Source organism: Streptococcus sp. GP0011 (assembly GCF_030546305.1).
Taxonomy (GTDB): Bacteria; Bacillota; Bacilli; order Lactobacillales; family Streptococcaceae; genus Streptococcus.
Window position 1 is genome coordinate 77,618 of record NZ_JAUONR010000002.1, and the last position, 21,283, is coordinate 98,900.

Sequence of the window (21,283 nt, forward strand, 5' to 3'; positions counted from 1 at the left end):
ATGGAGTTTGAGACATGAAAGTAATCGATCAATTTAAAAATAAGAAAGTCCTTGTTTTAGGTTTAGCTAAGTCTGGTGAGTCTGCGGCCCGTTTGCTAGACAAGCTAGGTGCTATTGTGACAGTAAATGACGGCAAGCCTTTTGAGGAAAATCCTGCTGCTCAAAGCTTGCTGGAAGATGGGATCAAGGTTGTCACTGGTGGGCATCCTTTGGAATTATTGGATGAAGATTTCGCTCTGATGGTGAAAAATCCAGGTATCCCGTATAGCAATCCCATGATTGAGAAGGCTCTGGCAAAGGGGATTCCAGTCTTGACTGAGGTGGAATTGGCTTATTTGATTTCAGATGCGCCAATTATCGGTATTACTGGTTCAAATGGGAAAACAACCACAACGACGATGATTGGGGAAGTTTTGACTGCTGCTGGCCAACATGGTCTCTTGTCAGGGAACATCGGCTATCCTGCCAGTCAAGTGGCTCAAACTGCAACGGCTAAGGACACGCTTGTCATGGAACTTTCTTCTTTCCAACTGATGGGTGTTCAAGAATTCCATCCTGAGATTGCGGTTATTACCAACCTTATGCCCACTCATATCGACTACCATGGCTCTTTTGAAGAATATGTGGCAGCCAAGTGGAATATCCAGAACAAGATGACAGCAGCTGATTTCCTTGTTTTGAACTTTAACCAAGATTTGGCAAAAGAATTGGCTACCAAAACACAAGCTACTGTTGTACCATTTTCAACACAGGAAAAGGTTGATGGAGCTTATTTGGAAGATGGTCAACTCTACTTCCGTGGAGAAGTGGTCATGGCAGCTAGTGAAATCGGTGTTCCAGGTAGCCACAATGTAGAAAATGCCCTTGCGACTATGGCTGTAGCCAAGCTTCGTGGTGTAGACAACCAAACCATCAAGGAAACTCTATCAGCCTTTGGTGGTGTCAAACACCGTCTCCAATTTGTGGATGAAATTCAGGGTGTCAAATTCTATAACGATAGTAAGTCAACCAATATCTTGGCTACTCAAAAAGCCTTGTCAGGATTTGACAACAGTAAGGTTATCTTAATTGCAGGTGGTTTGGATCGAGGCAATGAGTTTGACGAATTGGTGCCAGATATTACTGGGCTCAAGAAGATGGTTATCCTCGGTCAATCTGCAGAACGTGTCAAACGGGCAGCAGAGAAGGCTGGTGTGGCTTATGTAGATGCGACAGATGTTGCTGATGCGACCCGCAAGGCTTATGAGCTCGCAACTCAAGGAGATGTGGTTCTCCTCAGTCCTGCCAATGCTAGCTGGGATATGTATGCTAACTTTGAAGTACGTGGAGATCTTTTCATCGACACAGTAGCGGAGTTAAAGGAATAATATGAAAAAAATTGTCTTTACAGGTGGGGGGACGGTTGGACATGTCACCCTCAACCTTTTGTTAATGCCTAAGTTCATCGAAGACGGCTGGGAAGTTCACTATATCGGTGACAAGCATGGAATTGAACACCAAGAAATCCTCAAGTCAGGCTTGAATGTGACCTTCCACTCTATTGCGACTGGGAAGTTGCGTCGTTACTTCTCCTGGCAAAACATGCTAGATGTCTTTAAAGTTGCTTGGGGTATCGTCCAATCCCTCTTTATCATGTTACGACTGCGTCCACAGGCTCTTTTTTCAAAGGGGGGCTTTGTCTCAGTACCGCCGGTTATCGCAGCGCGTGTGTCAGGGGTACCTGTCTTTATTCACGAATCGGACCTTTCTATGGGCTTGGCCAATAAAATCGCCTATAAATTTGCAACTAAGATGTATTCAACATTTGAGCAGCCTGCTGGTCTTGCAAAAGTCGAGCATGTGGGGGCAGTAACCAAGGTTTCAGACCAAAACACTCCAGAACCAGATGAATTGGTGGATATCCAAACCCACTTTAATCCTAAATTGCCAACGGTATTGTTTGTCGGTGGTTCTGCAGGAGCCCGTGTATTTAACCAATTAGTGACAGACCATAAAAAAGAGTTGACAGAGCGCTACAATATTATCAATCTAACTGGAGATTCAAGCCTCAATGAGTTGAGTCAAAATCTCTTTCGTGTTGATTATGTGACGGATCTCTATCAACCCTTGATGAAGATGGCAAATGTGGTGGTGACGCGTGGTGGTGCCAATACGATTTTCGAGCTCTTGGCCATGGCGAAACTCCATCTCATCGTACCATTGGGTCGTGAAGCAAGTCGAGGAGACCAGATTGAAAATGCAGCCTACTTTGTTAAGAAAGGCTATGCAGAAGAACTTCAAGAAAGTGACTTGACCTTGGAAAGCTTGGAGGAGAAACTCAGCCACTTGCTTAGTCACAAGGATCAGTACCAAGCTAGCATGAAAGCTTCGACTGAATTGAAATCTCTTGCAGATTTTTACGATCTACTAAGAAAAGACCTAGCATAAGGAATATCAATGTCAAAGGATAAGAAAAAAGAATCAAACCAGAAGCAAGAATTGTCTGAATGGCAGAAACGAAACCAGGAATACCTGAAGAAGAAGGCTGAGGAAGAAGCTGCCCTAGCTGAAGAGAAGGAAAAGGAAAAACAAGCTCGTAAGGAAGCCAACTCGAAACTATTGGAGGAATCCAAGAAATCATCGAGTGAGTTAGATGAGGAAGCCTCAAGTCCAAGCGAGGAACCATCCGAAAAAGAAGAAAAATCTCAAAAGGATGCCCCTAAAGTCAAAGAGGAAAAAGAGAAGAAGAAAAAAGAAAGACCAGAAAAACCTGCCAAGCCTAAAATTGCGCCTGTTCATATTTGGCGAGCTGTGAGTATATTGGTACCCAGTGTCCTGGTCCTCCTTCTTTCAGTCTATCTATTGACTCCACTTTCGACCATCAAAAATATCGAGGTTAAGGGAAATAGTAACACGCAGGCGGATGACATCAAACAGGCTTCTGGAATTCAAGATAGCGACTATACCTTAGCTCTATTGTTGGATAAGGAAACATACGCTGAACGAATCAAGTCCAATCATTGGATAGAATCAGCGAAGATTAACTATCAATTTCCGACTAACTTTACGATTGAGGTTAAGGAATTCGATATTGTCGGTTATTATGTGTCTGGTGAAGAACATTATCCTATTCTATCTAGTGGTACAGTAGAGTCAACTCCTGTTGATCGCTTAAACTTGCCTGAGACTTATCTGACAGTTACCTTTAACGATGAGCAGCAGGTGAAAAAGCTGATAACAGGATTGTCTACCATCAGTGAGGATATCAAGAGTCAAATCCAGAAAATCGAATTAGCGCCGAGCAAGGCAACAGCAGATCTTTTAAAAATTACCATGCTGGATACAGATGAGATTTTGGTTCCCCTATCAGAATTGAGCAAGAAATTGCCTTATTACAGCAAAATCAAGCCACAATTGACAGAACCGAGTGTAGTCGATATGGAAGCTGGAGTATACAGCTATACCATAGCGGATAAATTGATAGAAGAAGCTGAGGAAAAAGCCAAACAAGAGGCCAAGGAAGCTGAGAAGAAAAAACAGGAAGAAGAAAAGAAAAAACAAGAAGAACAGGGAAATCAAAGCCAAACGAGCCAGCAATCACAGAGTCGTTAGACTAACTTTTCCTCTTGATTTTGAATGGTATAGAAGTCCAGTTTCGAGTTTTTGCTTGACAAGTCCTACTATAAATAATAGAATAGAAAAAAACCTTTAAAGCAGTCCAGAGAGGCAGCTAAGGTTAGACGGTGAAAGGGTGGACTCTACCCATTTTTCGTGGAACCTTGCTGTTGGCAGGTTCCTTTTTTCGTGGTTTATTTTTGACCATACTCTCTTGCTCTTAAAGGTAAAAGGAGAAAGGTATGCGCGAATATCGTCCAGTTATTGCTCTTGATTTTCCTAGTTTTGAGGCGGTCAAGGAATTTTTATCTCTTTTCCCGGCAGAAGAAAGTCTTTATCTAAAAGTAGGGATGGAGCTTTATTATGCGGAAGGTCCAGAAGTTGTCCGTTATTTGAAGTCACTGGGGCATAGTGTCTTTTTGGACCTCAAGCTACATGACATTCCCAATACAGTTAAATCTGCCATGAAGGTCTTATCTCAGCTTGGTGTAGACATGACCAATGTTCATGCTGCTGGTGGTGTGGAGATGATGAAGGCTGCACGTGAAGGTCTTGGGACACAAGCCAAATTGATTGCTGTGACCCAGCTTACATCAACGTCGGAAAGCCAGATGCAGGATTTTCAAAATATCCAAACCAGCCTGCAAGAGTCTGTGATTCACTATGCTAAAAAGACAGCTGAAGCAGGCTTGGATGGTGTCGTTTGCTCGGCTCAGGAAGTGCAACTCATCAAGCAGGCTACCAATCCAGATTTTATCTGTTTGACACCAGGAATTCGTCCAGCTGGAGCTGCGGTTGGAGACCAAAAACGTGTCATGACACCTGCTGATGCCTATCAAATCGGTAGTGACTATATCGTAGTGGGACGTCCTATTACCCAAGCTGAGAATCCTGTTGCAGCTTATCATGCTATCAAGGATGAATGGAACCAAGACAGAAATTAAAGAAATAGATTATAAAAATAAAAGGAGAATACTATGACACTTGCTAAAGATATTGCTAGCCACCTCTTGAAAATTCAGGCAGTTTACCTTAAACCAGAAGAGCCTTTTACTTGGGCATCTGGTATCAAATCGCCGATTTATACTGACAACCGCGTGACTCTGGCTTACCCAGAAACTAGAACCTTGATTGAAAATGGTTTTGTAGATGCTATCAAGACAGCCTTTCCAGAGGTAGAAGTGATTGCAGGAACTGCGACAGCAGGAATTCCACACGGAGCTATCATCGCTGACAAGATGAACTTGCCTTTTGCCTACATCCGCAGCAAACCAAAAGACCATGGAGCAGGCAACCAAATCGAAGGCCGTGTAGCTCAAGGTCAAAAGATGGTTGTTGTTGAAGACCTCATTTCAACCGGTGGTTCTGTTCTCGAGGCAGTGGCTGCTGCCAAACGCGAAGGAGCAGACGTTCTTGGTGTTGTAGCTATTTTTAGTTATCAACTACCAAAAGCAGATAAAAACTTTGCAGACGCAGGTGTCAAACTTGTGACGCTTTCTAACTACAGCGAACTCATCCACCTAGCCCAAGAAGAAGGTTACATTACGCCAGAAGGATTGGACCTCCTAAAACGCTTTAAAGAAGATCAAGAAAATTGGCAAAATGCCTAAAACATAGAAAATCAGGTAGTCACTAGGATTGCCTGATTTTTTTGCATATAGGCAATAAAACTAAGGTTCCTAAAAGTAAAGGTAAAGAAGAATATAGGATAATGGTAGAATGAGAGTTATCTCTTTTTTGGAGCATATTCAGATAATCAGTTTGAAATTTCCAGACAAAATATTTGAAAAATTTTGAAAAAAGAGTTAGAATATTTTTTGTAATATACAAAGTAAACGCTTACTTATCAAGGAGGACATTTTATGTCATACAAAACAAGCAATGCAGAAGGTCATGTAGATTTCATCAATACCTATGATTTGGAGCCAATGGCGCAACAAGTCATTCCTAAAGCTGCCTTTGGTTATATCGCTAGTGGAGCAGAGGATACTTTCACTTTACGCGAGAACATCCGTGCCTTTAACCACAAACTCATCGTTCCTCATACGCTTTGTGATGTTGAAAATCCAAGTACAGAGATTGAATTTGCAGGTGAAAAATTATCTTCACCAATTATTATGGCACCTGTTGCGGCTCATAAATTGGCAAATGAGCAGGGGGAAGTAGCTACTGCGCGTGGTGTGCATGAATTTGGTTCTCTTTATACAACCAGCTCTTACTCTACCGTTGACCTTCCAGAAATTACGGAAGCTCTTCAAGGGACACCTCATTGGTTCCAATTTTACTTTAGTAAGGATGACGGGATTAATCGCCATATCATGGACCGTGTGAAGGCTGAAGGCTACAAAGCGATTGTCTTGACGGCAGATGCAACTGTAGGGGGGAATCGTGAGGTCGATAAGCGCAATGGTTTTGTCTTCCCAGTTGGTATGCCAATTGTTGAAGAATATCTGCCAGAAGGTGCTGGAAAATCAATGGACTTTGTTTACAAGTCAGCTAAACAACGCTTGTCTCCACGCGATGTCGAATTTATCGCTGAATATTCTGGTCTTCCTGTCTATGTCAAGGGACCACAATGCCGTGAGGACGTTGAACGTTCGCTTGCTGCGGGAGCTTCAGGTATCTGGGTAACCAACCACGGTGGCCGCCAAATTGACGGTGGGCCAGCTGCCTTTGACTCACTTCAAGAAGTAGCAGAAGCAGTTGATAAACGTGTGCCAATTGTCTTTGACTCTGGTGTTCGTCGCGGTCAACACGTCTTTAAAGCCTTGGCTTCAGGAGCAGACTTGGTAGCCATTGGTCGCCCTGTGATCTATGGTTTGGCTCTCGGTGGTAGTGTTGGTGTGCGTCAAGTCTTCGAGCACTTAAATGCAGAACTGAAGACAGTCATGCAATTATCTGGAACTCAGACTATTGAGGATGTCAAACACTTCAAACTCCGTCACAACCCATACAATCCAACCTTCCCAGTTGACCCTCGTGACTTAAAATTGTATTGATAAAGAAGACGGCCTCCACCTTATGTGGAGGTTTTTCTTCGTGTATAGAAAGATTAAATCGTTATTAGAAACTATATAAATATATTTTCCAGTCAAATATCTTGCTAGGGCTTTCAAATTCTGTTATACTGGTCCAGTAATTAAATAATAAAGACATTTGGGGTGCTTTAGGCTGAGATGATACCCATTGAACCTGATACAGTTAATACTGGCGAAGGGAAATGTGAAAAGGTTTTTTCGTATGTCGAAAAGAACTGTCTAATCTTGTAAGGTAAACTCTAATTCTCGTTTGTAATTGGAGTTTTTTTGTTTATCAAAAGAGGATAGGCTTGACGGCAAGTCTTTTGGCAGCTCTCCTTGAATGCCCCACTTTTCTTTAAAAAGGTCAAGTAAAACTAGAATTTTCTTGGTATTTTGTTGATTACGAACGAGTAAAGAGAGGAAAAGTAAATATGGAAACACAAGACTATGCATTTCAGCCGGGTTTGACCGTTGGAGAATTATTAAAAAGCAGTCAGAAGGATTGGCAGGCTGCAATCAATCATCGTTTTGTTAAGGAACTTTTTGCGGGGACAATTGAGAATAAGGTCTTAAAAGACTACCTGATTCAAGATTATAATTTCTTTGATGCCTTCTTATCCATGCTGGGTGCCTGTGTAGCTCACGCAGACCAGCTTGAACCCAAACTTCGTTTTGCCAAGCAACTAGGCTTTCTTGAAGCAGATGAAGATGGTTATTTCCAAAAGGCTTTCAAAGAGTTAAAAGTAGCAGAGAATGACTATCTAGAAGTGACCTTGCACCCTGTAACAAAAGCGTTTCAGGAGCTAATGTATTCTGCTGTGACTTCATCAGACTATGCTCATCTTTTGGTCATGCTGGTCATTGCAGAAGGTCTCTATTTAGACTGGGGTTCTAAAGATTTGGCTCTACCTGAAGCCTATATTCATTTAGAATGGGTCAATCTCCACAGAGGTCCTTTCTTTACAGAGTGGGTTCAATTTCTAGTTGATGAACTTAATCGTGTCGGGAAAAATCGAGAAGATTTGACAGAACTTCAGGAACGTTGGAATCAAGCAGTTGCTTTAGAATTAGCCTTTTTTGATATTGGTTATGAATTATAGGATAAATTCAATCCTTTTATGTAGATTAAAAGAATTAACAAACAAACTATATAAATATATTTTCCAGTCAAATATCTTGCTAGGGGTTTCATTTTTTGCTATACTGGTCCAGTAATAAAATAATAAAGACATTTGGGGTGCTTTAGGCTGAGATGATACCCATTGAACCTGATACAGTTAATACTGGCGAAGGGAAATGTGAAAAGGTTTTTTTCGTATGTCGAAAAGAACTGTCTAATCTTGTAAGGTGAACTCTAATTCTCGTTTGTAATTGGAGTTTTTTTGTTTGTTAAAAGAGGATAGGCTGAACGTTAATACTCTTCGAAAATCAAATTCAAACCACGTCAACGTCGCCTTGCCGTACTCAAGTACAGCCTGCGGCTAGTTTCCTAGTTTGCTCTTTGATTTTCATTGAGTATAAGCTTTTTGGTATCTCTCCTTGAATGCCCCACTTTTCTTTAAAAAAGGAGTTTTTTATGTTGAAAAAATGGCAGTTAAAAGATGTTATCTTGCTTGCTTTCTTGTCTATCTTTTTTGGTGGCGTTTTTGTGGGTTCAGGCTATCTGTTTGATATCCTCACCCTGATCTTGGCCCCTCTTGGTTTGCAGGCCTTTGCCAATGAAATCCTCTTTGGTCTCTGGTGTATGGCTGCGCCCATTGCGGCTATCTTTGTTCCAAGAATCGGAAGTGCAACGATTGGAGAAGTGCTTGCTGCGCTTGCTGAAGTCCTTTATGGTAGCCAATTCGGTCTAGGTGCCCTTTTGTCTGGCTTGGTTCAAGGTTTGGGAAGTGAACTTGGTTTTATCGTAACCAAGAATCGCTATGAAAGTTGGCTCTCTCTAACTGCTAATAGTATTGGGATTACGCTTGTTAGCTTTGTCTATGAATACATTAAATTAGGTTACTACGCCTTCTCCCTTCCTTTTGTTCTTTCCTTGCTTGTGGTTCGTTTTATTTCCGTCTTTTTCTTCTGTACCATCTTGGTTCGTGCCATTGTCAAACTCTACCATCAGTTTGCAGCTGGAGGAAAGGCATAGATGGGCCTGGAATTAAGAGGGATTCAATCCCCAATCTTTTCGGAGCCGATTGATTTTACTTTTCATGGGCAAGCCTTTACCTTGTTAGTTGGGAGCAGTGGTTCAGGAAAATCCAGTCTCTTTCAAATTATTGCTCAAGTCAGTTCTCTTCCCTATAGTGGTCAAGTCCTGATAGATGGGAGTCAGGTCAGTCAGCTTTCTATCGTCGAACGTGTCCAGACGGTTGGCATTCTCTTTCAAAATCCCAATCATCAATTTACCATGGAGAACTTGTTTGAAGAGCTGGTTTTTACCTTGGAAAATATTGGGCATCCCGTTCAGGAAATTGATTCTAAAATAGCAGAGGTGGTCCAGCAATGTCGCTGCAAGGCGATTTTGCACCGTCCAATTCATCACTTATCAGGTGGGGAAAAGCAAAAGGCTGCTTTGGGTGTTCTCTTTGCTATGAATCCTAGGGTCTATCTCTTGGATGAACCTTTTGCTTCCATTGACCGCAAGAGCAGGTTAGAGATATTGGAGATTCTAAAAGAGTTGGCTCTTGATGGGAAGACAGTCATCCTGTGTGACCATGATTTATCAGACTATGAAGCCTATATCGACCATATGGTGGAGCTAAGAGACGGCCAGTTAAGGGAGGTGTTTCAAATCCCTTGCTCTGAGATGACACAGGTTGCTTCAAAGGGAGTTGCTTCTAGCCCAGAACTATTCCATATGGACCGTGTGACCTGTGAGCTGGGGAATCGCCCCCTCTTTTCGCTTGCGGATTTCATATTTTACCAAGGGATTTCCTGTATCCTGGGTGATAATGGTGTTGGGAAATCAACCCTCTTTCGCTCCATTCTTCAATTTCAAAAGTATAAAGGACGCATTACTTGGAAGGGGACAGTTCTGAAAAAGAAAAAGAGTTTGTATCGTGACTTGACGGGTGTTGTTCAGGAAGCTGAGAAGCAATTTATCCGAGTCAGTCTGAAAGAGGAACTGCAATTAGATAGTCCAGACTCTGAAAGAAATCAGCGAATTCTCCAAGCTTTACGATATTTTAATCTGGAGCAGGCGCTTGATAAGAGTCCCTATCAATTAAGTGGTGGCCAGCAAAAGATTCTTCAGCTATTGACCATCTTGACCAGCAAGGCGTCTGTGATTTTGCTAGATGAACCATTTGCTGGTTTGGATGATAGAGCTTGCCATTATTTCTGTCAGTGGATTCTGGATGACAGAAACCAAGGAAGAAGTTTTTTGATCATTAGCCATCGTTTAGATCCCTTAATCTCTGTGGTTGATTATTGGATTGAGATGACTAGTGAGGGGCTCAGTCATCTCCAAGACGTGATCATCAGCAAACCTCTCCCCTCTCTGAACAATGATACTCTAGGGGAGGTGAGGTAGTATGATCAAAGTAGCAACCAAGACACCGATACTCAGTCTCTTCTTGCTGATTTTATCCTTGGAAACATCTTTCATTCCTTCGATTGCTCTTAATCTTTCAGTAGTCGCATTTTGCATTCTCTTTATGCTCTACCACCGTCGATTTAAAATGTTGGCTTGGATGATTGTGCTCGCCATTTTGCCATCCTTCGCCAACTATTGGGCAGTACAGTTACATGGGGATGCTTCGCAGGCAGTGATACTTGGAACGAGGGCCTTTGTGACCGTTTGTATCGGCCTTGTCTTTGTTTCCAGTATTTCCCTAAAAGAGCTTCTCTTGTACTTGGCTCAAAAGGGGCTATCGCGTTCTTGGGCCTATGCCTTGATTGTGGTATTCAATGCCTTTCCCCTCATTCAGCAAGAAATCAAGTCCCTCAAGGAAGCGTGCTTACTGCGTGGTCAAAAACTGCATGTTTGGTCGCCCTTGATTTACAGTAAGGTTTTGATGACGGTCTTTAGGTGGCGCCATCTTTATCTGAGAGCTTTGTCTGCGCACGGATATGACGAACATGCACAGTTGGAGAATCGCTATCGGACTTTTTATATTTCTCAGAGGACAAAATTAATCTACCTGCTGTTCTTTTTATTGCTTCAAACCAGTCTATTTTTATAAAGGAGTTATTATGGAATTCACAGATATTGCGATGGAATTATCCAAGGAAGCTTGGCAGGCTTCCTTTCATCACCCTTTTGTTTTACAGTTACAAGAGGGAACGTTAGAACCTTCCATCTTCCGCTATTACCTGATTCAGGATGCCTACTACCTGAAGTCTTTTTCAGAAGCCTATCACCTCTTGGCTGATAAGACTTCCAACGAGGAGATGAAAAGACTCTTGAAACAAAATGCTCAGGGTCTAGTGGAGGGTGAATTATTTATCCGCCAACAATTTTTCAAGGAATTAGGAATCAGCGACCAGGAAATGGAGCAACATCCAATCGCTCCAACCTGTTATCATTACATTTCTCATATTTATCGTCAGTTTGCAGAGCCAAACTTGGGCATTGCTTTTGCTAGTTTGCTCCCATGTCCTTGGTTATACCATGATTTGGGCAAGGCACTTAATCGCAAACCATCCCCGAATCCTCTTTATCAACAGTGGATTGAGACCTATATCACCGATGAGTTAGAACAGCAGATTAAAGAAGAAGAAGAGCTGGTCAATCAACTCTATCGCGAAAGCAACGAGACGGACAAACAAAAAATGCTAGAGGCCTTCCACCGAAGTGTCCACATGGAAGCTAAGTTTTGGGAGATGGCTTACCAACATCAAACCTGGACGAGCGATTTGCAGTCCTTAGAAAAAGAGAAGAAATAGAAAATGAGAAACCACCAACTACAAGTTCACAAATTAACTATTTTATCCATGATGATTGCCCTTGACGTAGTTCTTACACCCATCTTTCGAATTGAGGGAATGGCACCGATGTCCAGTGTAGTCAACATCCTAGCAGGGATCTTGATGGGACCTGTTTATGCCTTGATCATGGCTACAGCCACAGCCTTTATCCGTATGACAACTCAAGGGATTCCACCTTTAGCTCTTACAGGAGCAACTTTCGGAGCCCTCCTTGCAGGTCTCTTTTATAAGTATGGTCGAAAATTTCACTATTCTGCTCTAGGAGAAATCTTGGGAACAGGTATTATTGGTTCTATTGTTTCCTATCCTGTTATGGTTCTCTTTACGGGATCTGCGGCGAAGCTCAGTTGGTTTATCTACACTCCTCGATTTTTCGGAGCAACCTTGATTGGTACAGCCATAGCTTTTCTTGCCTTTCGATTTTTAATCAAGCAGGAATTCTTTAAAAAAGTGCAGGGATATTTCTTTGGAGAAAGGATAGACTGATGCAGGAATTTACAAATCCCTTTCCTCTAACCTCCAGCTCCTTAATTCACTGCATCACCAATGAGATTTCCTGTGAGATGCTGGCCAATGGAATTTTGGCTCTGGGATCTAAACCTGTCATGGCAGATGATCCCCGTGAGGTTCTTGATTTTACCAAACAAAGCCAAGCTCTCTTTATCAATCTGGGGCATTTGTCAGCTGAGAAGGAGAAAGCAATCCGCATGGCAGCTACTTATGCAGCTCAAGCTGGCCTCCCAATGGTAGTAGATGCGGTTGGCGTAGCAGCTTCATCCATTCGTAAGGACCTAGTCACAGATCTTTTAGAATACAATCCCACGGTCCTTAAAGGAAATATGTCGGAAATCCGAAGTCTTGTTGGTTTAAAACACCACGGAGTTGGGGTCGATGCGAGTGCTAAAGATCAAGAAACTGAGGATTTGCTCCAAGTCTTGAAAGACTGGTGTCAGCTTTATCCTGGTATGTCATTTTTAGTCACTGGCCCCAAGGACCTCATCGTTTCAGAAAATCAAGTTGCTGTATTGAGGAATGGCTGTGCAGAATTGGACTGGATAACAGGGACAGGAGACCTGGTTGGAGCCTTGACAACCGTTTTTCTCAGCCAAGGAAAGACTGCCTTTGAAGCTTCCTGCCTAGCAGTTTCTTATCTCAATATCGCTGCTGAGAGAATTCTTGTTCAAGGAATGGGATTGGAAGGTTTTCGTTACCAAGTTCTCAATCAACTCTCTCTCCTAAAAAGAGATGAAAACTGGCTAAAAGCCATCAAAGGAGACTTTTATGAATAGAGAAGCATTTAGACTGTATCTAGTAACCAATCGCTACCAAGATTCCTTGGAAAGCTTTCTTGAAAAAGTTGAGACGGCCTGCCGTTCAGGTGTTACCATCATCCAACTACGAGAAAAAAACCTCACTACCAATCAATATTATCAACTGGCAAAACAAGTCAAGGAAATAACAGACGCCTATCAGGTGCCCTTGATTATCGATGATCGGTTGGATATCTGTCTTGCAGTCGATGCTGCAGGTTTGCATATTGGCGACGATGAACTACCAGTTTCGGTTGCCCGCCAAGTATTGGGTCCTGAAAAAATCCTCGGTGTCACTGCTAAAACAGTAAAAAGAGCTCTTGAAGCAGAAACATCGGGTGCAGATTACTTGGGGACAGGAGCTATTTTCCCGACAACTACCAAAGAAAATGCACCTATCACCTTGATTTCAACCTTGAAAACCATTTGCCAAATGGTCGCCATTCCAGTAGTTGCTATTGGAGGCTTGACGTCAGAGAATATTGACCAACTTGCTGAAACAGGTATAGCTGGAGTAGCCGTTGTTCGTGATTTGATGCAGGCAGAAGATATAGAGGCAAAAACGCAAGCATTTTTAACAAAGCTGGATGACATGATTTCCTAATCAAAAACTCTCTAATTCCCTTAAAGTGGGAACTAGAGAGTTTTTCTTAATCTTTAAAACTTGTATGGTTGACTGGGCCAGAACCATGACCGAGTTGAGGGGCGTCTTGGATGGCTTTTGTGATAAAGGCCTTGGCCTTATCGACTGCCTGATAAAGGGTCTTCCCCTTGGCTAGTTCAGACGTAATCACTGCAGCAAAAGTACATCCAGTACCATGGGTGTGACAGGTTTGAATTCGTGGACTTTCCCAGACAAATTGTTCCTCCTTGGTAAAGAGGAAATCCTTGGCACCACCTTCAAGATGACCACCTTTGATAACTACAGACTGAGGACCAAATTCTTTTAAAATCAGGCGACCAGCACGCTGCATGTCTTCTGGATCATGGATTGAAAAACCAACAATCTCTTCTGCTTCAGGAAGATTGGGAGTGATAATGGTTGCAAGGGGAAGTAGGTTTGTTTTTAGGAAGCTTCTCGCACTGGTATCAATCAGGGTGTCCCCACTCGTAGCGACCATAACAGGGTCCAGCACATAGGGACAGTCCAGCTTTTTAAGGTAGGGTTGGATGATCTCCATGATCTCAGTAGTTGCCAACATACCAGTTTTCACAGCCTGAGGTTTGATATCCGAAAAGACACTCTCCAATTGAGCTTCCAGCATTTGGTTGGAGACGTGCTCGATTAATTGAACACCTCTGGTATTTTGAGCGACAAGGCTGGTGACAACGGCCATTCCATAGACATCTCTCGCTTGGAATGACTTCAAATCAGCCATAATGCCAGCACCGCCACTAGGGTCAGTTCCTGCAATGGTTAGAGCAACGGGTAAATAAGTCATCTAAAACCTCCCAACCAACTGAAGTTTGTATTCTCAAGAACAAGCTAGTCTGTTTGAGGAAAGCAATAGAAGACTAGCTAGTCCTCATTATCATTTCCACTTCCATCAGCTAGCATTACCTAGATTGAGTCAAAGGGATATAACAGTCGTTAATCTCAGCTTTACGCACCCCTAGTGGTTGTTTTCTTTTTTCTACAGTATAGCATATTTTTATAGTTTATATAGTGAAATTTGACTGCAAATCTCTCGTTACAGGATTAGAATTCTATTTTTCGAAAAAATAATAAAAATTATAGTTGACAAATGTAGATTTTGAGAGTATACTAATAACTGTAATCGACAAATGTAGATTTAGGAGGTGTGATTATGCAGATTTCAGATGCAGAATGGCAGGTCATGAAGATTATTTGGATGCAAGGAGAGCAGACCAGTACGGATTTGATCAGGGTTCTGGCGGAGCGGTTCGACTGGTCCAAGTCGACCATTCAAACTCTTTTGGCTCGTTTGGTTGAGAAAGAGTGTCTGACAAGGAAAAAAGAAGGCAAGTTCTTTGTCTATTCAGCCCTTTTAACTCTGGACCAGAGTCGAGACTTGCTTGTCCAAGATATCAAAGACAAGGTTTGTTCTCGTAGGATTAAGAACTTGTTGGCTGATTTGATTGTGGAATGTGATTTCACTTTGGCTGACTTGGAAGACTTAGAAGCTGTGATTTCTAAGAAGAAATCAAGCGCTGTAACAGAAGTAAGATGTAATTGTATGTAAAGGAGACGTCATGTTAAATAGTATTGTAACCATTATTTGTATTGCCCTTATCGCGTTTATCTTGTTTTGGTTTTTCAAAAAGTCTGAAAAATCTGGACAAAAGGCCCAGCAAAAAAAGGGTTACCAAGAGATTCGAGTGGAAGTCATGGGGGGCTATACGCCTGAGTTGATTATTCTTAAAAAATCAGTGCCAGCCCGTATCGTCTTTGACCGTAAGGACCCTTCACCCTGCCTAGATCAGATTGTTTTCCCAGATTTTGGTGTGCATGCGGATCTTCCTATGGGTGAAGAGTATGTAGTGGAAATCACACCTGAGCAGACTGGAGAGTTTGGCTTTGCATGTGGTATGAACATGATGCACGGTAAGATGATTGTAGAGTAGGAGGAGACTATGACAGAAATTGTGAAAGCAAGCCTAGAAAATGGCATTCAAAAAATCCGTATCCGAGCTGAAAAAGGCTATCATCCAGCCCACATTCAGCTTCAAAAAGGGATTCCCGCTGAGATTACCTTTCATCGTGCCACCCCTTCAAACTGTTATAAGGAAATTCTTTTTGAAGAAGAAGGGATTCTAGAACCAATCGGTGTAGACGAGGAGAAGACAATTCGTTTTACACCTCAAGAATTAGGTCAACATGAATTTTCATGTGGCATGAAGATGCAAAAGGGAACCTACACCGTTGTTGAAAAAACCAAAAAGTCTCTCAGTCTTTTACAACGTTTTTGGATTACTAGTATCTTTACTGTGCCTCTTGTGATTCTTATGATTGGGATGTCTACAGGAGGAATTAGTCACCAAGTCATGCGTTGGGGCACCTTTATAGCCACAACCCCCATTATGCTGGTAGCTGGAGTTCCATATATCAGAAGCGCTTGGGCTAGTTTTAAAAAGCACAATTCCAACATGGATACCTTGGTTGCTCTGGGAACCCTAGTGGCCTATTTCTATAGCTTAGTTGCCCTCTTCACTGGTCTGCCCGTTTACTTTGAAAGTGCTGCATTTATCCTCTTCTTCATTCTTTTGGGAGCAGTTTTTGAGGAAAAAATGCGAAAAAATACTTCGCAGGCAGTCGAAAAATTATTAGACCTACAAGCAAAAACAGCAGAGGTTTTGCGTGATGATGTTTATGTTCAAATACCTCTAGAACAAGTCAAAGTTGGGGATCTCATTCGCGTTCGACCAGGTGAAAAAATTGCCGTTGATGGGACTGTAATAGAAGGAGAAACTAGTATTGATGAATCAATGGTAACTGGGGAAAGTATTCCAGTCGATAAATCAGTTGGAGATGCTGTCATTGGTTCAACCATCAATAATAGTGGTACGATCATTTTTAGAGCTGAAAAAGTAGGTTCTGAAACCATGTTGGCTCAGATTGTAGACTTTGTGAAGAAAGCTCAAACCAGTCGTGCTCCTATTCAAGATTTGACAGACAAGATTTCTGGAATTTTCGTACCAGCAGTTGTCATTTTAGGACTCCTTACTTTTTGGATCTGGTTTGTTTTTCTTGGTGAAAGTTTTGTAACGTCGCTTCTCTATGGTGTTGCAGTCTTGATTATTGCCTGCCCTTGTGCTCTTGGACTTGCGACACCAACAGCACTCATGGTTGGAACAGGACGAAGTGCCAAGATGGGGATTCTTCTCAAAAATGGTACAGTTCTACAGGAAATCCAAAAAGTTCAAACGGTTGTTTTTGATAAGACAGGAACCTTGACCGAAGGGAAGCCAGTAGTGACAGATGTTATCGGAGATGAAGGAGAAGTGCTAAGTTTGGCTGCTTCACTGGAAGATGTATCTCAACACCCGCTAGCTCAAGCTATTGTTAATCGTGCATCTGAACTAGGAATTAGCCTTCACCCAGTGGAAAACTTCCAAGCCTTGCATGGAAAAGGTGTGACTGGGATTATTAATGGTAAGCAAGTCTTGCTGGGGAATGCTAAGCTCTTAGCTGACCTTGCTATTCCACATGATTATCAAGAACGATTTGATTTGCTTGAGAAAGAAGCAAAAACAGTTGTCTTCCTATCCGTGGATGGTCAGTTAAAAGGCTTAATTGCCTTGCAGGATGTCCCTAAGGAAAATGCCAAAGAAGCTATTGCTAAATTGAAAAAACGTGGTCTTAGAACGGTCATGCTTACTGGAGATAATGCTGGAGTAGCCCATGCGATTGCAGAGCAAATTGGTATCGAAGAAGTAATCGCAAATGTCTTGCCAGAGGAAAAGGCACATGAAATTCACAAGCTTCAAAAGAATGGGAAATTGGCCTTTGTTGGAGATGGTATCAATGATGCGCCGGCCCTCAGTGTAGCGGATGTCGGAATTGCCATGGGCTCTGGGACAGATATTGCCATTGAATCAGCAGATCTTGTCCTTACAACCAACAATTTACTAGGATTGGCACGTGCTTTTGATATGAGTAAGAAGACCTTTAATCGTATTCTACTCAATCTTTTCTGGGCTTCTATCTATAACCTCATTGGTATTCCGATTGCAGCAGGAGTCTTTTCAGGAATTGGTCTCGTTCTCAATCCAGAACTGGCTGGTCTAGCCATGGCTTTTAGTTCTGTATCTGTTTTGATTAGTTCACTCATGCTAAACGTTACTAAGATAGACTAAGAAGCGGGCTTGCTCGCTTTTTATACTCTTCGAAAATCTCTTCAAACCACGTCAGCTCTATCTGCAACCTCAAAACAGTGTATTGAGCAACCTGCGGCTAGCTTCCTAGCTTGCTCTTTGATTTTTATTGAGTATTATTATAAAACAGTTATATAAAACGTTTTCAAACTGTACTGTAATAGAGAATAAAAACTTCTGAGCACATTCTTAGGAGACCCAAAACAAATGTGGTAAAGTAGTAGAGTAAAAATTTGCTGAAACGTTTCCAATTAGTATATGAAAACGGATTTATCAAGTTTTAAAAATATTTGAAGGAGAGTTATCATTATGACTCAAGGGAAAATTACTGCATCTGCAGCAATGCTCAACGTATTGAAAACATGGGGCGTAGACACAATCTACGGTATCCCATCAGGAACACTCAGCTCATTGATGGACGCTTTGGCTGAAGACAAAGATATCCGCTTCTTGCAAGTTCGCCACGAAGAAACAGGTGCTCTTGCTGCGGTTATGCAAGCTAAATTCGGTGGCTCAATCGGGGTTGCAGTTGGTTCAGGTGGTCCAGGTGCGACTCACTTGATTAACGGTGTTTACGATGCAGCTATGGATAACACTCCATTCCTTGCTATCCTTGGATCACGTCCAGTTAACGAACTCAACATGGATGCCTTCCAAGAATTGAACCAAAATCCAATGTACAACGGAGTAGCTGTCTACAATAAACGTGTAGCTTACGCTGAACAATTGCCAAAAGTTATTGACGAAGCTTGCCGTGCTGCAGTTTCTAAAAAAGGTCCAGCTGTTGTTGAAATCCCAGTAAACTTTGGTTTCCAAGAAATCGATGAAAACTCATACTACGGTTCAGGTTCATACGAACGTTCATTCATTGCTCCTGCCTTGAACGAAGTTGAAATCAACAAAGCTGTTGAAATCTTGAACAATGCTGAACGTCCAGTTATCTACGCTGGTTACGGTGGTGTCAAAGCTGGTGAAGTGATTACTGAATTGTCACGTAAAATCAAAGCACCAATCATCACAACTGGTAAAAACTTTGAAGCCTTTGAATGGAACTACGAAGGTTTGACAGGTTCTGCTTACCGTGTTGGTTGGAAGCCAGCCAACGAAGTGGTCTTTGAAGCAGACACAGTTCTTTTCCTTGGTTCAAACTTCCCATTTGCTGAAGTTTACCAAGCATTCAAGAATACTGAAAAATTCATCCAAGTGGATATCGACCCTTACAAACTTGGTAAACGTCATGCCCTAGACGCTTCAATCCTTGGTGATGCAGGTCAAGCAGCTAAAGCTATCCTTGACAAAGTGAACCCAGTAGAATCTACTCCATGGTGGCGTGCAAACGTTAAGAACAACCAAAACTGGCGTGATTACATGAACAAAATCGAAGGTAAAACTGAGGGTGAATTGCAATTGTATCAAGTTTACAATGCAATCAACAAACATGCTGACCAAGACGCTATCTACTCAATCGACGTAGGTGACACTACTCAAACATCTACTCGTCACCTTCACATGACACCTAAGAACATGTGGCGTACATCTCCACTCTTTGCGACAATGGGTATTGCCCTTCCTGGTGGTATCGCTGCTAAGAAAGACAATCCAGATCGCCAAGTATGGAACATCATGGGTGACGGTGCATTCAACATGTGTTACCCAGACGTTATCACAAACGTTCAATACGACCTTCCAGTTATCAACGTTGTCTTCTCAAATGGTAAATATGCCTTCATCAAGGACAAATACGAAGACACAAACAAACACTTGTTTGGTTGTGACTTCCCTAATGCTGACTATGCGAAAATCGCTGAAGCTCAAGGTGCTGTAGGATTTACAGTTGACCGTATCGAAGACATCGATGCAGTTGTTGCAGAAGCTGTTAAACTCAACAAAGAAGGTAAAACTGTTGTGATCGATGCTCGCATCACTCCACACCGTCCACTTCCAGTAGAAGTACTTGAATTGGATCCAAAACTTCACTCAGAAGAAGCAATCAAAGACTTCAAGGAAAAATACGAAGCAGAAGAACTCGTACCATTCCGCCTCTTCTTGGAAGAAGAAGGATTGCAATCACGCGCAATTAAATAATTCCTTCGTGGAACTTAAAAAGATCGGAGCAATCCGGTCTTTTTATGGAGGATAGTAAATGAATTTAAATCAATTAGATATTATCGTTTCAGATGTTCCCCAAGTCTGTGCTGACTTGGAGCGTATTTTGGATAAAAAGCCCGATTATGTTGATGACAGTTTTGCTCAGTTTACGATTGGCAGTCACTGTCTGATGTTGTCCCAAAATCATTTGATTCCTTTGGAAGATTTTCAGTCAGGAATCATTCTTCATATCGAGGTTGAGGATGTAGACCAGAATTACCAACGGTTGAAAGAACTTGGTATCCAGGTTTTAAACGGACCAACTGTAACCGATTGGGGAACAGAGTCCTTATTAGTTAAAGGGCCTGCTGGTCTAGTGATTGATTTTTATCGTATGAAGTAGGTAATTCTATTATCAAATTTTTTATCTAAACATTCTTGGAGTGAAACTTAAAAAGATCGGAGCAATTCGATCTTTTTTGTATTTATGCGACTTTCAGTCCGTCTCGCTCCGTTAGGTGCGAGACAAAAAACCACCCGTTTTCACGGGTGGTTATGATTTCTACACTTATTGTTTGGCTTCCTGTTTTAATTGTTGCACCTGTTCCTCGTACTGGACAAGCTCCCTGTCTTTTATATTGATAGTCGCTTCTGCTTCAGCAATGCGGCTTCTCAGATCTTGAGTCTTGTTATGGTGATAGCTAATACCAATAGCACTACCAGCAATGATCCCGATTACTAGACAAGTAAAAATCACCAAAATCAAGGGAGCAGATAGTTGTGTAAAGACAAGACTGACAGTTACTGTTTGACGATTGAGTAGACCAAATGAGATCACAATGACTAATAAGCTCAAACCGCCAATTAGATAAGCCTTATCTTTCAGTGACAATTCATTAAATTTTTTTAGCATAAGTTCCTTTTCTCCTGACTATGTTGATAGAAAACTACACACCATTTAGGTATTAACAAAATTCATTTTACTAGAAAATTTCGATACTGTCAATAATTTCTAACGGCTTATTTACCATCAATCAATCGATTCATTGAAAAGGAGTATTCATTTTCTAATATTTGATTGAGTAAACAGAACGGAGCAATTCGGTCTTTTTTCTGTTCCCTCTTTCTTATAACAAGATTGTGATAGTTTATATCTTTATAACAAAAGTTTTAAAGACTTGATTGTTTTGAAAGAATATTTTAAAATAAGATTCAGTAAAAATGAAAGAGGTTTTGAAAATGTCTGAAAAACAAATGAAAATTTTAGGTTGGGTAGCGACCTTTATGTCTGTTATGATGTATGTGTCTTACTTCCCACAAATCATGAACAATCTGGCTGGTCAAAAAGGAAATTTCATCCAGCCCTTGGTTGCTGCCATCAACTGTAGTCTCTGGGTTTACTACGGTCTTTTCAAAAAAGAAAGAGATATCCCCCTTGCAGCAGCTAATGCACCAGGTATTATTTTTGGTCTGGTAACGGCTATCACAGCTTTGATTTAAAAAGAAGACTGGTTT

The 21,283-nt window shown here is 41.7% G+C and carries 22 protein-coding genes and 3 riboswitches; of the genes, 20 read left to right on the plus strand and 2 right to left on the minus strand.

Going from position 1 to position 21,283, the window contains the following annotated elements:
- The first annotated feature begins 14 nt into the window (after positions 1-14).
- The 14 genes from murD to thiE all read left to right on the plus strand — a co-directional run bounded on the left by murD (position 15) and on the right by thiE (position 13,448).
- The gene (gene murD, locus Q4443_RS02715) at positions 15-1,367 is read left to right on the plus strand and encodes a UDP-N-acetylmuramoyl-L-alanine--D-glutamate ligase (protein WP_049518944.1); all 1,353 of its coding nucleotides are present in this window, start codon (positions 15-17) and stop codon (positions 1,365-1,367) included.
- Between the two features lies 1 nt (position 1,368).
- Positions 1,369-2,427 carry a UDP-N-acetylglucosamine--N-acetylmuramyl-(pentapeptide) pyrophosphoryl-undecaprenol N-acetylglucosamine transferase gene (locus Q4443_RS02720; RefSeq protein ID WP_049518945.1) on the plus strand — a complete coding sequence of 353 codons (1,059 nt, stop codon included), beginning with the start codon at positions 1,369-1,371 and terminating at the stop codon, positions 2,425-2,427.
- A 9-nt stretch (positions 2,428-2,436) separates the two neighbouring features.
- Positions 2,437-3,591, plus strand: a complete 1,155-nt coding sequence (locus Q4443_RS02725; RefSeq protein ID WP_049518946.1) for a cell division protein FtsQ/DivIB — start codon at positions 2,437-2,439, stop codon at positions 3,589-3,591.
- 245 nt (positions 3,592-3,836) lie between these two features.
- Positions 3,837-4,538, plus strand: coding sequence for an orotidine-5'-phosphate decarboxylase (pyrF, locus tag Q4443_RS02730; protein WP_049518947.1), 702 nt, complete (start codon positions 3,837-3,839; stop codon positions 4,536-4,538).
- A gap of 33 nt (positions 4,539-4,571) precedes the next feature.
- Positions 4,572-5,204, plus strand: coding sequence for an orotate phosphoribosyltransferase (gene pyrE / locus Q4443_RS02735; RefSeq protein ID WP_049518948.1), 633 nt, complete (start codon positions 4,572-4,574; stop codon positions 5,202-5,204).
- A gap of 252 nt (positions 5,205-5,456) precedes the next feature.
- A complete protein-coding gene (lctO, locus tag Q4443_RS02740; protein ID WP_000120716.1) occupies positions 5,457-6,593 on the plus strand; it encodes an L-lactate oxidase in 1,137 nt (378 codons plus the stop codon).
- Positions 6,594-6,741: 148 nt separating this feature from the next.
- A riboswitch (TPP riboswitch) is annotated at positions 6,742-6,830 on the plus strand.
- A gap of 215 nt (positions 6,831-7,045) precedes the next feature.
- Positions 7,046-7,714, plus strand: a complete 669-nt coding sequence (locus Q4443_RS02745; RefSeq protein WP_049518949.1) for a TenA family protein — start codon at positions 7,046-7,048, stop codon at positions 7,712-7,714.
- A gap of 123 nt (positions 7,715-7,837) precedes the next feature.
- Positions 7,838-7,926: riboswitch (TPP riboswitch) on the plus strand.
- Positions 7,927-8,190: 264 nt separating this feature from the next.
- Positions 8,191-8,751 carry an ECF transporter S component gene (locus tag Q4443_RS02750; protein WP_049518950.1) on the plus strand — a complete coding sequence of 187 codons (561 nt, stop codon included), beginning with the start codon at positions 8,191-8,193 and terminating at the stop codon, positions 8,749-8,751.
- Positions 8,752-10,137: an ATP-binding cassette domain-containing protein gene (locus Q4443_RS02755; protein ID WP_049518951.1), complete on the plus strand. Its 1,386-nt coding sequence runs from the start codon at positions 8,752-8,754 to the stop codon at positions 10,135-10,137.
- A gap of 1 nt (position 10,138) precedes the next feature.
- Entirely contained in the window at positions 10,139-10,789 is a 651-nt protein-coding gene (locus Q4443_RS02760) for an energy-coupling factor transporter transmembrane component T (RefSeq protein WP_049518952.1), read from the plus strand.
- A gap of 10 nt (positions 10,790-10,799) precedes the next feature.
- The gene (gene tenA, locus Q4443_RS02765) at positions 10,800-11,492 is read left to right on the plus strand and encodes a thiaminase II (protein WP_049518953.1); all 693 of its coding nucleotides are present in this window, start codon (positions 10,800-10,802) and stop codon (positions 11,490-11,492) included.
- Between the two features lie 3 nt (positions 11,493-11,495).
- Entirely contained in the window at positions 11,496-12,020 is a 525-nt protein-coding gene (gene thiW / locus Q4443_RS02770) for an energy coupling factor transporter S component ThiW (protein ID WP_001244053.1), read from the plus strand.
- Complete coding sequence (locus Q4443_RS02775; RefSeq protein ID WP_001155204.1) at positions 12,020-12,823, plus strand: hydroxyethylthiazole kinase; 804 nt, start codon at positions 12,020-12,022, stop codon at positions 12,821-12,823. Before thiW ends, Q4443_RS02775 begins: the two co-directional genes overlap by 1 nt.
- Complete coding sequence (gene thiE, locus Q4443_RS02780; protein WP_049518954.1) at positions 12,816-13,448, plus strand: thiamine phosphate synthase; 633 nt, start codon at positions 12,816-12,818, stop codon at positions 13,446-13,448. Before Q4443_RS02775 ends, thiE begins: the two co-directional genes overlap by 8 nt.
- A gap of 46 nt (positions 13,449-13,494) precedes the next feature.
- On the opposite strand, the gene thiD is transcribed toward thiE, so the two are convergent.
- Positions 13,495-14,286, minus strand: a complete 792-nt coding sequence (gene thiD / locus Q4443_RS02785; RefSeq protein WP_049518955.1) for a bifunctional hydroxymethylpyrimidine kinase/phosphomethylpyrimidine kinase — start codon at positions 14,284-14,286, stop codon at positions 13,495-13,497.
- An 84-nt stretch (positions 14,287-14,370) separates the two neighbouring features.
- Positions 14,371-14,469, minus strand: a riboswitch (TPP riboswitch).
- A 183-nt stretch (positions 14,470-14,652) separates the two neighbouring features.
- Between thiD and Q4443_RS02790 the strand changes: the two genes are divergently transcribed.
- The 5 genes from Q4443_RS02790 (at position 14,653) to Q4443_RS02810 (ending at position 20,171) form a co-directional block, all read left to right on the plus strand.
- The gene (locus Q4443_RS02790; protein ID WP_001167199.1) at positions 14,653-15,048 is read left to right on the plus strand and encodes a CopY/TcrY family copper transport repressor; all 396 of its coding nucleotides are present in this window, start codon (positions 14,653-14,655) and stop codon (positions 15,046-15,048) included.
- Between the two features lie 10 nt (positions 15,049-15,058).
- Positions 15,059-15,430 carry a cupredoxin domain-containing protein gene (locus Q4443_RS02795; RefSeq protein WP_049518956.1) on the plus strand — a complete coding sequence of 124 codons (372 nt, stop codon included), beginning with the start codon at positions 15,059-15,061 and terminating at the stop codon, positions 15,428-15,430.
- Between the two features lie 9 nt (positions 15,431-15,439).
- Positions 15,440-17,662, plus strand: coding sequence for a heavy metal translocating P-type ATPase (locus tag Q4443_RS02800; protein WP_049518957.1), 2,223 nt, complete (start codon positions 15,440-15,442; stop codon positions 17,660-17,662).
- Between the two features lie 327 nt (positions 17,663-17,989).
- Positions 17,990-19,765: a pyruvate oxidase gene (spxB, locus tag Q4443_RS02805; protein ID WP_049518958.1), complete on the plus strand. Its 1,776-nt coding sequence runs from the start codon at positions 17,990-17,992 to the stop codon at positions 19,763-19,765.
- Positions 19,766-19,823: 58 nt separating this feature from the next.
- Complete coding sequence (locus tag Q4443_RS02810; protein ID WP_001052638.1) at positions 19,824-20,171, plus strand: VOC family protein; 348 nt, start codon at positions 19,824-19,826, stop codon at positions 20,169-20,171.
- A gap of 165 nt (positions 20,172-20,336) precedes the next feature.
- Here the strand turns inward: Q4443_RS02810 and Q4443_RS02815 are convergent, their stop codons facing one another.
- The gene (locus Q4443_RS02815; protein ID WP_000913393.1) at positions 20,337-20,681 is read right to left on the minus strand and encodes a lipopolysaccharide assembly protein LapA domain-containing protein; all 345 of its coding nucleotides are present in this window, start codon (positions 20,679-20,681) and stop codon (positions 20,337-20,339) included.
- A gap of 326 nt (positions 20,682-21,007) precedes the next feature.
- Here Q4443_RS02815 and Q4443_RS02820 point away from each other — a divergent pair, with 326 nt between their 5' ends.
- Positions 21,008-21,268, plus strand: a complete 261-nt coding sequence (locus Q4443_RS02820) for a SemiSWEET family transporter (protein ID WP_001291471.1) — start codon at positions 21,008-21,010, stop codon at positions 21,266-21,268.
- The last annotated feature ends 15 nt before the right edge of the window (positions 21,269-21,283 follow it).